Source organism: Streptomyces sp. NPDC031379 (assembly GCF_055569615.1).
Window position 1 is genome coordinate 43,439 of sequence record NZ_JBVIIT010000028.1, and the last position, 13,135, is coordinate 56,573.

Consider the following 13,135-nt stretch of genomic DNA (forward strand, 5'->3'; position numbering starts at 1 on the left):
GAAAGGAGTTGACTGTTGTATGCCCCGCAGCGGCCCGCACGATCCCTCGGCGCCGGGACTGGTCGCCCCGGGCGCGTCAACCGCGGGTCGTCACCGAACCCAGCACGGACGCCGGCTTCGCCACCCAGTCCGAGGTGATCAGGCTCGCGTGGTTCCCGGCCAGCAACGCCAGCCGGGCGGCGGCCTCGGCGTCCGTCGGGTCGGTGGAGGAGATGGCCGGGGACACGTTGTGGGCGTCCGTCGCGATCAGGATGTAGTGGTTCGTGGAGTAGAACGAGGTGTCGTAGCCGCTGTTGACGTAGGTGGCCGCGTCACCGTCGAAGAAGACGAACCAGGGCCGGATCGAGGCGTCGTAGCGACTGGTGCGGGGGTCGCCGTTCTCGGCGCCGAGCACGGCGGGGAAGGCCTGGGCCGCCGCGATGTCGCCGGCCGCGTACAGGTCCCGCAGATGATCGCCGTACTCCTCGTCCGTCCAGTAGTGGTCGAACGGATTGGCCTGCTCCACCGTGCCCGGGATCAGGTCGAAGAGGAACTTGCCCTTCAGCGAGTCGCGGTCGGGCCAGGCGTTCGCCTTGGCGGCGGCGTCGAGGGAGGAGTGCGAGCCGCCCAGCAGGTCGGCCGGCTTGTACACGCTGCTGCCCAGCTTCTGCGAGACGAGCGTGTCGAACTCGTCGGGCCCCAGGCCCGCCCTGTCGTTGAAGCCCAGCTTCATCTCGACCTTGATGACGATCGGCGCATGGTCGGGGTGCAGCTTGTTCCAGGCGGCCATGTTGTCCAGGCAGCTGCCGAGATCCTGGTTGCGGCTCTTGCCGTACAGCTCGTCCGGGGTCTTGGCCGCCTCGCAGTTGTTGTCGTTGCCCAGTGGGTTGCTGTGGCTGACCCGCCAGCGGTGGGTGAGGCTGTCGACGTACACGTCCAGCTCCAGCAGCGAGGCGCCGGAGTCCAGCGCCTGGGCGAAGTACGGGTACTTGGCCTTCTCGTAGGCGTTGTGCGTGCCGATCGCCGTCGTCTCGGAGAACTTCGCCGATGCCGCGTGGGCGTTCCCCGGCAGCACCGCCAGCAGAGCGGCGGCACCCACGAGCGCCGCCGTCCGTCTCATTCCACGCATGGGCCAACTGTCCTTTTTCGTAGGTGAGTTGGCCGCAGCGTAGGGCCGCGCGGTTACCGCACGGTAGCCCCAGGAGGAACGTCATTCCCGGTTCAGCTCACCAGACCGAGGCGGGCGGCGGTCACTCCGGCCTCGAACCGGCTGGAGGTGCCGAGTTTCTCCATGATCTGGTTCATCACACGGCGCAGGGTGCGGTCCGAGCAGGCCAGCCGGCGGGCGATGGTCTCGTCCTTGGCGCCGGTGGCCAGCAGGGCCAGCACCTCGCGCTCCTGCGCGGACAGTTCGTATGCGGTGCGCCCGCGCCCGGTGTGCCGCGCGGTGTGCGGTCGTGCGAGGTCCCAGGCGTGGGTGAAGACCCTGACGAAGCACTGGGCGACGGGCGTGCTGTGCAGGATGACGTCGCCGCCCTCTCCCTGCGGACCCGGCCCCGCCCCGATGACGACGATGGTGCGATCCATGACGTTCATGTGGAGCGGCACCGTCGTGGCCACCCGCACCTCGGCACCGGCGTCGGACAGCGCGTTCAGATAGCGGGCCGGCGCCTGTGACCGCAGGGCCTGCTGAGAGGTCAGCACGCGCATCCGGACGCCGTTCGCCACCATCTCCAGGTCCGAGACGAGGCTGGCTTCCAGGACCTGTGCGTCGGGGAAGGAGTTGCGCATCGCCAGGAACTCCTCCCGGCTGAGCGCGTCCAGTTCCTCCAGCCGCTTGCGGGTGTGCTCGCGGTCCGTGAAGTACTCCGTCTCCACGGCTTCCCGGGCGTCGAGCCGCGGGGCCGCGAGCAAGGACAGGACGTCTTCCATCGCCTGGGCGTCGCGGCTGAGTTCCTCGACCGTCTCGCGCAGCCGACGGCGGTGCTCCAGGGCGATGTGCCGCAGGGCGCGTTCCGGAGGGCTGAGCCGCTCACCGCTCGGGTCCAGCAGCCGCCGGTCCGCCAGCCATCGGGTCAGCTCGGTGGAGATTGCCTGGAGTTCTTCCTTCTCGGTGTCGGAATCCCTCACTCCGGACATCGCGATCCGCTCCACCATGGCCAGGTAGGCCTCCTTCGCCTCGGAGGCCTCCTTCGCTTCGGAGTCCGTCGACCGCCGGCCGTGCGGAGGGTTCTGCGCCGCATGCATGCGCGCACGATAGGGGCGCCTCGCACGGGAGGCCAGAGAGCCGCTTCGGCCACCTGTGCCGGCCGCCCGCCTGGCCAGGAGCGGACGTGCCGGTTTCGGACAGGGGCCGGCGGGCCGCGCTGCCGTTAGCCTCTTCGCCGCCCGCCCGACTTCTCGGGGCCCCGGTGCGCCTCCCCGGCATGCGCGCCGACGGCTGCCGAGCGGGTGGGCACGGCCTCTCGATCGGGCCGGTCCACCGATACAAGGCTTGACCTGTAGTTGGCATGCGCATGCTCATCATGGGCGATGCGGCCCGGCACCCCCGGATCCCGACGCCCACCCCCCGTTTCCTCACACCCCACAAGGAGACACGGTGCTACGACTACGAAGAATCGCCCTGGCGGGCCTCTCGCTGGCCACGGCCGTCGCCGGCCTCGCGGCGCTGCCCGCGACCGCCGAGGCGGCCCCCGCGGGTCCGCACACGGCGACGGCCCCCGCCCTGGCCGCGGCCGCGCCCGACATCGACGTCACCAGGGTCCAGGCGCACCTCACCGAACTGAACGCCATAGCCGGCCGCAACGGCGGCACGCGCCGGTCGACCGGCCAGGGCTACCGCGACTCGGTCGCCTATGTGAAGGGCAAGCTCCAGGCGGCCGGTTACACCGTCACCGAGCAGGCCTGCACCTCCGGCTGCACCAGCGGCGCCGGACCCAACCTGATCGCCGAGTGGCCCCAGGGCGACGCGTCGAAGGTGTACATGTTCGGCTCGCACCTGGACAGTGTCTCCGCCGGGCCCGGCATCAACGACAACGGCTCCGGCAGCGCGACCCTCCTGGAGGTCGCGCTGAAACTCGCCGAGACCAGTCCGTCGATGGCGGCGCGCGTCCGCTTCGGCTGGTGGACGGACGAGGAGCAGGGCCTCAACGGCTCGGACTTCTACGTCCGTTCGCTGACCTCCGCGCAACGCTCGGCGATCAAGGCGTACTACAACTTCGACATGGTCGCCTCGCCCAACGGCGGCTACTTCATCAACCACCTCACCTCCACCGCCGCCCAGCCGATGAAGGCGTACTGGGACTCGCTGAACCTCCAGCCCGAGGAGAACACCGAGGGCGCGGGCCGCTCCGACGACTACTCCTTCGAGAACTACGGCATCCCGACCTCCGGCTACGCCATGGGCGCGAGCGCCCGCAAGACCTCGGCGCAGGCGGCCAAGTGGGGCGGCACGGCAGGCGCCGCGTACGACGGCTGCTACCACTCCTCCTGCGACACCACCAGCAACATCAACGCCACCGGGCTCAACCGCAGCGCCGACGGCGTCGCCTACACGCTGTGGAAGCAGGCGGTCTCGGACACCACCCCGGCGAACGACTTCTCGCTCTCGGCGAGCCCCGCCACGGGCAGCACCGCCCCGGGCGCCTCGCTGACCACCACCGTCTCCACGGCCACCACCAGCGGCTCGGCGCAGACGGTGAACCTGACCGCCTCGGGCGCCCCGTCGGGTGTCACGGTCTCCTTCAGCCCGGCCTCGGTGACCTCCGGCGCCTCGTCCACGGCGACGATCTCCGTCGGCTCCTCCGTGCCGCCCGGCACGTACAACCTCACGATCACCGGCACCGGTGCCACCACGCACACCGCGCAGTACACGCTGACCGTCACGGGCGCGGGCGGCTGCACGGCGGCGCAGGTGATCTCCAACAGCGGTTTCGAGAGCGGTGCGTCGCCGTGGACGGGTGACACCGGTGCGATCGGTTCGTTCAGCGGCCAGTCCGCGCACTCCGGTTCCCGGTACGCGTGGCTGGCGGGCTACGGCTACGCGGCCACCGACACCATCAGCCAGACGGTGACCGTCCCGTCCGGCTGCACGAAGGCGACGCTGAAGTACTGGCTGCACATCGACACCGGCGAGTCGGGCACCACGGCGTACGACACCTTCCAGGTCAAGGTCGACGGAACCGCGAAGCAGACGTACTCCAACGCCAACGCGGCCACCGGGTACACCGAACGCACCCTGGACCTGAGCCAGTACCTCGGCCGGCAGATCACGCTGACCTTCGCCGCCACCGAGGACTCCAGCCTCCAGACCAGCTTCGTCGTCGACGACGCCACCCTGACGACCGGCTGACCGCACACGAGACGACGAAGGGGAGGCGGATTCCCGGAACCCGCCTCCCCTTCCGGCGAAGCCCGTGCGGACGCCGGTACGCCGTCCTGGCCGGTCAGCACTCGATGATGTTGACCGCCAGCCCGCCCCGCGCCGTCTCCTTGTACTTCACGCTCATGTCCGCGCCCGTGTCCTTCATGGTCTTGATGACCTTGTCCAGGGACACCTTGTGGGAGCCGTCGCCGCGCATCGCCATCTTCGCGGCCGTGACCGCCTTCACCGCGGCCATGCCGTTGCGCTCGATGCAGGGGATCTGGACGAGGCCGCCGACCGGGTCGCAGGTCAGGCCCAGATTGTGCTCCATGCCGATCTCGGCCGCGTTCTCGACCTGCTCCGGGGAGCCGCCCAGGACCTCCGCCAGCGCGCCGGCCGCCATCGAGCAGGCGGAGCCGACCTCGCCCTGGCAGCCGACCTCGGCGCCGGAGATGGAGGCGTTCTCCTTGAAGAGCATGCCGATCGCGCCCGCGGCGAGCAGGAAGCGGACCACGCCGTCCTCGTCGGCGCCCGGCACGAAGTCGATGTAGTAGTGCAGAACCGCGGGGATGATGCCGGCCGCGCCGTTGGTGGGAGCCGTGACCACGCGGCCGCCGGCCGCGTTCTCCTCGTTCACCGCCATCGCGTAGAGCGTGATCCACTCCATGGCGTGCGCCAGCGGGTCGCCCTCGGCACGCAGCTGCCGGGCCGAGACGGCCGCGCGGCGGCGGACCTTCAGGCCACCGGGCAGGATGCCCTCGCGGGACATGCCGCGCTGCACGCACGCGCGCATCACGCGCCAGATCTCCAGCAGGCCCGCCCGGATCTCCTCCTCCGTGCGCCAGGCCCGCTCGTTCTCCAGCATGAGGGAGGAGATCGACAGACCCGTCTCCTTCGTCAGGCGCAGCAGCTCGTCGCCCGTGCGGAAGGGGTACTTCAGGACCGTGTCGTCCAGCTTGATCCGGTCCTCGCCCACCGCGTCCTCGTCCACGACGAAGCCGCCGCCGACCGAGTAGTAGGTCTTCGACAGAAGCTCGGCGCCCTGGGCGTCGTACGCCCAGACCGTCATGCCGTTGGCGTGGTACGGCAGCGCCTTGCGGCGGTGCAGGACCAGGTCGTCGTCGAAGGAGAAGGGGATCTCGTGCTCGCCGAGCACCTTCAGGCGTCCGGCCTGCTTGATCGCCTCCACCCGCTCGTCGGCCGTCTCGACGTCCACCGTGCGCGGCGAGGCGCCCTCCAGACCCAGCAGGACCGCCTTCGGGGTGCCGTGGCCGTGGCCGGTCGCGCCGAGCGAGCCGTACAGCTCGCAGCGCAGGGACGCGACGGAACCGAGCAGGTCCTCGTTGCGCAGCCGGCGGGCGAACATGCGCGCCGCGCGCATCGGGCCGACCGTGTGGGAGCTGGACGGGCCGATGCCGATCGAGAACAGGTCGAAGACCGAGATGGCCACGGAAACTCCTCAAGACGGGGTGCTGCGGGGTGGTGCAGAGGGGGGGTGTGGTGGTGCGGGGGTGGGCACCGGCGGGGCATCGCGCACACCTTTCGGTTCCCAGTGTGCGCGATACCCCGCGGAAGCGACTTACTTGTTCAGACCCGGGTACAGCGGGTGCTGGTCGGCCAGGGCCTTCACCCGGGCCTTCAGGGCCTCCGCGTCGTAGGCGGGCTTCAGCGCCTCGGCGATCACGTCGGCGACCTCGGCGAAGTCCTCGGCCGTGAAGCCGCGGGTCGCGAGGGCGGGCGTGCCGATGCGCAGACCCGAGGTGACCATCGGCGGGCGCGGGTCGTTCGGAACGGCGTTGCGGTTGACCGTGATGCCGACCTCGTGGAGGCGGTCCTCGGCCTGCTGCCCGTCCAGCTCGGACTCCCGCAGGTCCACCAGGATCAGGTGCACGTCGGTGCCGCCGGAGAGGACGTTCACGCCGGCCTCGCGGGCGTCGGGGGCCGTCAGGCGCTCGGCGAGGATGCGCGCACCCTCCACCGTACGGCGCTGGCGCTCCTTGAAGTCCTCGCTCGCCGCGACCTTGAAGGAGACCGCCTTGGCCGCGATCACGTGCTCCAGGGGACCGCCCTGGAAGCCCGGGAAGACGGACGAGTTCAGCTTCTTCGCGAAGTCCTTCTTGGCGAGGATGATGCCGCCGCGCGGACCGCCGAGGGTCTTGTGGGTCGTGGAGGTGACCACGTCCGCGTGCTCCACCGGGTTCGGGTGGAGACCGGCGGCGACCAGGCCCGCGAAGTGCGCCATGTCGACCCACAGGTACGCCTCGACCTCGTCGGCGATCCGGCGGAACTCGGCGAAGTCCAGCTGCCGCGGGTACGCCGACCAGCCCGCGATGATCACCTTGGGGCGGTGCTCCTTGGCGAGCTTCTCGACCTCGGCCATGTCGACCAGGCCGGTCGCGGCGTCCACGTGGTACGCGACCACGTTGAACTGCTTGCCGGAGAAGTTCAGCCGCATCCCGTGGGTCAGGTGGCCGCCGTGCGCCAGGTCCAGGCCGAGGATGGTGTCCCCGGGCTGGGCGAGGGCGAACAGGGCCGCCTGGTTGGCGGAGGCGCCGGAGTGGGGCTGGACGTTGGCGTACTCGGCGCCGAACAGCTCCTTGATCCGGTCGATGGCGATCTGCTCGGCGACGTCGACGTGCTCGCAGCCGCCGTAGTAGCGGCGGCCCGGGTAGCCCTCGGCGTACTTGTTGGTGAGGACCGAGCCCTGCGCCTCCATCACCGCGAGCGGCGCGAAGTTCTCGGACGCGATCATCTCCAGCGTGGACTGCTGGCGGTTCAGCTCGGCGTCGACCGCGGCCGCGATCTCCGGGTCCAGCTCGTGCAGGGGCGTGTTCAGGACGGTCATAGGACTACGACTCCTCAGCCGGCGGAAAAGGCGGTGTACTCGTCGGCGGAGAGCAGGTCCCCCGGCTCCTCCGCCACGCGTACCTTGAACAGCCAGCCACCCTCGAAGGGGGCGGAGTTCACCAGCGACGGGTCGTTGACGACGTCCTCGTTGACCTCGGTGACCTCACCGGCGACCGGCGAGTACAGGTCGGAGACCGACTTGGTCGACTCCAGCTCACCGCAGGTCTCGCCCGCGGACACGGTGGAACCGACCTCGGGGAGCTGGACGAAGACGACATCGCCGAGCGCGTTGGCCGCGTGCTCCGTGATGCCGACCGTCGAGACGCCGTCCTCGGCGGCCGACAGCCACTCGTGCTCCTTGCTGTAGCGCAGCTGCTGGGGGTTGCTCATGGCCTGAATTCTCCTGTACGCGCGGGAGTGCTGGTGAAGGGGGGACTGCTGAAGCTGCTCGTGAGCAGGGGGGAATGTGCGCAGGGTCACGTCGTCGGGACGTACCGCGCCCAGTGTCTACTTCTGGCGCTTGTAGAACGGCAGTGCCACGACCTCGTACGGCTCGTGGCTGCCCCGGATGTCCACGCCGACGCCCTCGGTGCCGGGCGCCGCGTGCGCCGCGTCGACGTAGGCGATGGCGATCGGCTTGCCCAGGGTGGGGGAGGGGGCGCCGGAGGTGACCTCGCCGATCACCGCGCCGCCCGCGACGACGGCGTACCCGGCGCGCGGGACGCGACGGCCCTCGGCGACCAGGCCCACGAGCACCCGCGGCGGGTTCTGCTCGGCCCGCGAGGCGGCCTCGGTGAGCGCCTCGCGCCCCACGAAGTCGCCCTCCTTCTCGAACTTGACCACCCGGCCGAGCCCGGCGTCGAAGGGGGTGAGCGAGGTGGTCAGCTCGTGCCCGTACAGCGGCATGCCCGCCTCCAGGCGCAGCGTGTCCCGGCAGGACAGGCCGCACGGGACCAGGCCGACGCCCTCGCCCGCCTCGGTCAGCGCCTGCCACAGCTGCACGGCGTGCTCCGGCTTGACGAACAGCTCGAAGCCGTCCTCGCCGGTGTAGCCGGTACGGGCGATCAGCGCGGGCACACCGGCGACGGTGCCGGGCAGGCCGGCGTAGTACTTCAGGCCGTCCAGGTCGGCGTCGGTGAGGGACTTCAGGATGCCGGGGGACTCCGGGCCCTGCACGGCGATCAGCGCGTAGGCGTCGCGGTCGTCGCGGACCTCGGCGTCGAAGCCCTCCGCCCGCTCGGTCAGCGCGTCCAGCACCACCTGGGCGTTGGAGGCGTTGGCCACGACCATGTACTCGGTCTCGGCCAGGCGGTAGACGATCAGGTCGTCCAGGATGCCGCCGTCGGCCTGGCAGATCATGGTGTAGCGGGCGCGGCCGACGCCGACGGAGGCGATGTTGCCGACCAGCGCGAAGTTCAGGAGGGCGGCCGCCCCGGCGCCGGTGACGGTGATCTCGCCCATGTGCGAGAGGTCGAAGAGACCGGCCCTGGTCCGCACCGCGAGGTGCTCGTCGCGCTCGGAGCCGTAGCGCAGGGGCATGTCCCAGCCGGCGAAGTCGGTCATCGTCGCACCGAGCGAGCGATGCAGCGCGTCCAGCGCGGTGTGGCGCAGCTCAGTGGGTTCGGTACTGCTCATCGGTCGGTCGTCTCCCAAGGCACACGGACGGGGCGAGGAACGTTCCTCCCCATCTGTCATCGGAACCTGAGAGGTTCGCCACGACCGCCACAGGGACGATCACGGCTTGCACCTTGGGTGGAGCCACTGTCACAGCGACCCGCTTTTCAGATGTGCCTCGCCCGCGCGGTAACGGGGCCTGAGAGATTCAAGGGAGGGACTTGCTCCTTCGGCGCCCCAGTGACCTGGGGACTCTCCCGCGCGGATTCAAGCGGCCGGTATGCAGTTGGCGGGCACATCATTGCACGCCGGGCCCCCGCCCGTCAGGGTCCGCTTCTGTAACCGACCTGTGGCAGTACGCGCACCGAACCGCCGACCCTCCGCCATTACCTTCTCTTTACACACAGCGGGCATGGGTATGACCGAGCCCACAGGGGAGGACGATCACGGTGAAGAGGACCACGGCGTACGCCGCCGCACCCGCCACCACGACCGGCGTCGCGGTGCCGAAGCAGCCCTCCGCCTCCGCCCGCGAGCGCTGCGCGGAGCGCCCCGCCCCGGTCGTCCGCGATCTGCGCGACCGGGCCGGCCGCAGCCCCCGCGCCCTGGTCTTCGACCCCCGTGACGTCGTCGTGGTCACCGGCCTGCCGGGCAGCGGCAAGTCCACGCTGATGCACCGCGCGGTCTCCGGCCGGCGCATCGACTCCCAGGACGCCCGCGACCGCTTCGCGGCACGTGTGCCCCGCGGCCTGCCGTACGCCCTCTACCGCCCCCTGGTCCGCCTCGCCCACTACACCGGACTGCGCCGCGCGCTGCGCACCGAGGAGGGCGTCGTCGTGCACGACTGCGGCACCCAGACCTGGGTGCGCGCCTGGCTCGCCCGCGAGGCCCGCCGCCGCGGCGGCACCCTGCATCTGCTGCTGCTCGACGTCACACCCGAGACCGCCCGCGCGGGGCAGCGCGAGCGCGGCCGGGGCGTCTCCCGCTACGCCTTCCGCCGCCACCGCCGTACGACCGCCCGGCTGCTCGGCGCGGTCGAGCGGGGCGAACTGCCCGCGGGCTGCGGCTCGGCGGTCCTGCTGGACCGGGCCGCGGCGGACACCCTGCGCCGCATGGCCTTCTCCAGCTGATCCCCGTGGGCACTGTCGCAGCCACCCGCTAGCCTTTTGAGCCACAGCATGGTTCCCAGCAGGCGGTAGGCAGATGGACTTCCCGGCGGACATTCCCGCGGACTTCCCGGCACAGACGCACCCCCACCCGCACGGCGGTTGGCCCGGCAACGAACTGGAGGAGGTGCTCTCGGCCTCCCTCGGCGTTCCCGCCGCGGGCGGCCGGATCGTCGAGGTCCTCGGCCGGAGCTTCCTGTGGATCCCCCTTCCCAACGGCGGGGGCCCGCACAGCGGCCCGCTGGACCTGCCCACGGTCGACATCGACGGCCAGGCGTACGTCCCGGTCTTCACCTCCGAGGAGCAGCTGCGCCAGGTGGCCGGCTCCCACATGTCCTACACCGTCGCCCCCGCCGTGGAGTTCGCCCAGGGCCTGCCCCCGCAGGTGGGCCTGGCCGTCAACGCCGGCGGCGTGGTCGGCATCCCGCTGCCGCCCGAGGCGGTCGCCGAGCTGTGCCGCGTGGGCCGCACCCCGCTCGACGGCCCCGGCACCGGCGGCCGGGTCCGCCTCTTCGAGCCCGACTGGCAGGAAGACCCGGTCGACTTCCTCTCGGCCGCCTCCGCCGAGTTCGCCGGCATCGGCGTGGTCCTCAGCGCCCGCCGCTGCCTCGCCGCCGTCGAGACGGCGGACCCGGTGATGTACGTGGGCGTGGAGCTGTCCCAGTGGGAGGGCGACCTGCGGGCCCTGCCCCTGGAGGCCCTGGGCAGGGCTCTGGGCAAAGTTCCGGTCAAGTGGCCGGTCAACCTCGTCCTCCTCGACGTGGCCGACGACCCGGTGACCGAGTGGCTGAAGACGAACGTCCGCCCGTTCTACCAGTACGGCCACTGAAAGCCGGCGCCGGCGCAGCCGACTCGAGGGGCGCGGGGAACCGCGTGACCAACCACGACGCACCCGCACCCCAGCACGAAGCCGAGGACCCGAGTTGCCAGGCGCTTAAGCTGTCTCCGAACGCGGGGCACTGAAAAGAAGGGCCGGTACGACAGGTGAGCGCGAGCCACAGCGGCAGCGTCGAGCACATGCTGCGCCAGGTCACGCCCGGGCGCTACGACGCCTACGAGGCTCTGCTGCGCGCCCTCGCCACCCCCTCCTCCGGCCAGATCTGGATGCTCCTGTGGCACGGCCAGGCCGGTTCCCCGGACGCCCAGTACGGGAACATGGAGGTCGACGGCTTCCACTACGCCCCCTGTGTGACCTCCGCCCAGGAGCTGTCGGCCAGCGGCTGGAACCGTTCGTACGAGGTCGTCGACGGGCTGGACGTGGCGCGCACCCTCTATCCGGACCACTACGGCCTCTGGCTCAACCCGCACGCCCCGGGCGGCGGCGTCGGCATCCCATGGCTGGATCTGCGCCGTATCGCCACCGGCCTGGACCGCCAGCCCGCCGGCCCGCTCCGGCTCACGGAGCCCGGCATCGAGGTCCCGCAGTTCTACGCCCTGCTCGCGCAGAACGCCCACCGCACCCCGGCCCTGCGTTCCCTGCGCCGCGCCTGGGTGCAGCCGGCCCTCGGGGCGCCGTACCTCGCCCTCGGCCTGGACGTGTACGACACCTCGCCGGCCGCGGTCGACTCGGTGCGCGCGATGATGCAGCAGTCGGTCGGGGCGGTCCCGGAGGGGCTGCCGGTGTCCACGGTCGCGATGACCGACGACTACGATCCGGTGGTGATGTGGATGCGGGCCAACGCGCGCCCGTTCTACGACCGCGAGGCCCACGCGGCCCCGCCCCGGCCCCAGCTGGGGGCCCCGGCCCCGCCGCAGGCCCCGGCCGCCGGATACGGATATCCGCCGGTGCACGGCGGCTACTGATCAACTCCCCTCCGTGTCCCGCCTCTTGGGGCCGGAGTGTGGAATTTACACAGGCGACACACTTCTGCGCGCGTAGACATCGGCTGAACGTCCCGAACCGCGCAAAATTGCCGTTCTGTCCCAACTGGCCCACGTCCGAGAGTCGTTACCCACTGTTCGGATAACGGAATCCCCTGCACTGCATCACGGTTGCGCATACTTTCGCCGTCAGCTCTGGCGGGTGATCGCAGCGACGCTGAAGACTCGCGAGTCAGACAGGAGGTCGAGACCTCCTGATCGATGGCAAGTCGACAAAGCCGCAATCCGCGGCAGGCGCAGGCCGGTCACCACCGGCGAGAGGGGTCGCTCACCGTGACCGCACCGATCGAGACCACCGGGGCGGCAGCCGAGGCACAGCCGGAAGCTGTGCTGGAGGGTGCCGATAAGGGGCAGATCGAGGGTCGTTCCCTGGGCCGGATCGCCTGGACCCGGTTCAAGAGAGACAGGGTCGCCGTCGCCGGCGGCGTCATCGTGATCCTGCTGATCGCCCTCGCGATCCTCTCGCGCCCCCTCCAGGCCCTGTTCGGCCTCGACCCCAACGCCTTCCACCAGGACCTGATCACCCCCGACACCTCCCTCCCCAAGGGAAGTTGGGGCGGCATGAGCCTCGACCACCCGCTCGGCGTGGACCCGAAGTTCGGCCGTGACATCGCCACCCGCGTCCTGGAGGGCTCCTGGGTGTCGCTGGTGGTCGCCTTCGGCGCGACCATCCTGTCCAACGTGATCGGCGCGATCATGGGTGTCATCGCGGGTTACTACGGTGGACGGGTCGACTCGATCATCAGCCGGCTGATGGACACCTTCCTCGCCTTCCCCCTCCTGCTGTTCGCCATCGCCATCTCCGCCACCCTCCAGGGCGGCGCGTTCGGCCTCAACGGACTGCCGCTCCACCTGAGCGTGCTCATCTTCGTCATCGGCTTCTTCAACTGGCCCTATCTGGGCCGGATCGTCCGAGGCCAGACCCTCGCCCTGCGCGAGCGCGAGTTCGTCGACGCCTCCCGCGGCATGGGCGCCAAGGCCCCGTACATCCTGTTCCGGGAGCTGATGCCCAATCTGGTCGGCCCGATCATCGTCTACTCGACGCTGCTCATCCCGACCAACATCCTCTTCGAGGCGTCCCTGAGCTACCTCGGCGTCGGCATCCAGCCCCCGCAGGCCTCCTGGGGCGGCATGCTCCGCGAAGCGGTCACCTACTACCAGGTCGATCCTCAGTACATGATCGTCCCCGGTCTCGCCATCTTCGTGACCGTCCTCGCCTTCAACCTGCTGGGCGACGGTCTCCGCGATGCTCTCGACCCGCGCAGCCGCTGACGCCTGCCGCCGA

At 70.7% G+C, this 13,135-nt stretch carries 11 protein-coding genes and 2 riboswitches; of the genes, 5 read left to right on the forward strand and 6 right to left on the reverse strand.

All coding sequences use genetic code 11. The features are described 5' to 3' along the window. Nucleotides 1-76: 76 nt before the first annotated feature. Both ACZ5CW_RS33670 and ACZ5CW_RS33675 read right to left on the reverse strand, forming a co-directional pair. Nucleotides 77-1,108, reverse strand: coding sequence for a phosphatidylinositol-specific phospholipase C domain-containing protein (locus ACZ5CW_RS33670; protein WP_468608172.1), 1,032 nt, complete (start codon nt 1,106-1,108; stop codon nt 77-79). A 92-nt stretch (nt 1,109-1,200) separates the two neighbouring features. Further along, complete coding sequence (locus ACZ5CW_RS33675) at nt 1,201-2,226, reverse strand: helix-turn-helix transcriptional regulator (RefSeq protein ID WP_468608174.1); 1,026 nt, start codon at nt 2,224-2,226, stop codon at nt 1,201-1,203. A 352-nt stretch (nt 2,227-2,578) separates the two neighbouring features. On the opposite strand from ACZ5CW_RS33675, the gene ACZ5CW_RS33680 reads away from it, so the two are divergent. Continuing rightward, on the forward strand, nt 2,579-4,330 hold the full coding sequence (locus ACZ5CW_RS33680) for a M28 family metallopeptidase (RefSeq protein WP_468608176.1): 1,752 nt from the start codon (nt 2,579-2,581) through the stop codon (nt 4,328-4,330). 94 nt (nt 4,331-4,424) lie between these two features. Here the strand turns inward: ACZ5CW_RS33680 and ACZ5CW_RS33685 are convergent, their stop codons facing one another. From ACZ5CW_RS33685 to gcvT, 4 genes are all read right to left on the reverse strand, one after another. Further along, the gene (locus tag ACZ5CW_RS33685; RefSeq protein ID WP_468608178.1) at nt 4,425-5,792 is read right to left on the reverse strand and encodes an L-serine ammonia-lyase; all 1,368 of its coding nucleotides are present in this window, start codon (nt 5,790-5,792) and stop codon (nt 4,425-4,427) included. A gap of 129 nt (nt 5,793-5,921) precedes the next feature. Further along, the gene (gene glyA / locus ACZ5CW_RS33690; protein ID WP_468608180.1) at nt 5,922-7,187 is read right to left on the reverse strand and encodes a serine hydroxymethyltransferase; all 1,266 of its coding nucleotides are present in this window, start codon (nt 7,185-7,187) and stop codon (nt 5,922-5,924) included. A 14-nt stretch (nt 7,188-7,201) separates the two neighbouring features. After that, nucleotides 7,202-7,579 carry a glycine cleavage system protein GcvH gene (gcvH, locus tag ACZ5CW_RS33695; protein WP_468608182.1) on the reverse strand — a complete coding sequence of 126 codons (378 nt, stop codon included), beginning with the start codon at nt 7,577-7,579 and terminating at the stop codon, nt 7,202-7,204. Nucleotides 7,580-7,696: 117 nt separating this feature from the next. Continuing rightward, nucleotides 7,697-8,824 (reverse strand): glycine cleavage system aminomethyltransferase GcvT, encoded by a 1,128-nt coding sequence (gene gcvT, locus ACZ5CW_RS33700; RefSeq protein ID WP_468608184.1) that lies wholly within the window; start codon nt 8,822-8,824, stop codon nt 7,697-7,699. Nucleotides 8,825-8,867: 43 nt separating this feature from the next. Continuing rightward, nucleotides 8,868-8,980: riboswitch (glycine riboswitch) on the reverse strand. Next, a riboswitch (glycine riboswitch) is annotated at nt 8,981-9,073 on the reverse strand. 179 nt (nt 9,074-9,252) lie between these two features. On the opposite strand from gcvT, the gene ACZ5CW_RS33705 reads away from it, so the two are divergent. The 4 genes from ACZ5CW_RS33705 (at nt 9,253) to ACZ5CW_RS33720 (ending at nt 13,122) form a co-directional block, all read left to right on the forward strand. Further along, nucleotides 9,253-9,933, forward strand: coding sequence for an AAA family ATPase (locus ACZ5CW_RS33705; RefSeq protein WP_468608186.1), 681 nt, complete (start codon nt 9,253-9,255; stop codon nt 9,931-9,933). Between the two features lie 73 nt (nt 9,934-10,006). Beyond that, entirely contained in the window at nt 10,007-10,798 is a 792-nt protein-coding gene (locus ACZ5CW_RS33710) for an enhanced serine sensitivity protein SseB (RefSeq protein WP_468608188.1), read from the forward strand. Nucleotides 10,799-10,986: 188 nt separating this feature from the next. Continuing rightward, the gene (locus tag ACZ5CW_RS33715; RefSeq protein WP_468608334.1) at nt 10,987-11,772 is read left to right on the forward strand and encodes an enhanced serine sensitivity protein SseB C-terminal domain-containing protein; all 786 of its coding nucleotides are present in this window, start codon (nt 10,987-10,989) and stop codon (nt 11,770-11,772) included. Between the two features lie 351 nt (nt 11,773-12,123). Further along, entirely contained in the window at nt 12,124-13,122 is a 999-nt protein-coding gene (locus ACZ5CW_RS33720; protein WP_468608190.1) for an ABC transporter permease, read from the forward strand. Nucleotides 13,123-13,135 lie beyond the last annotated feature (13 nt).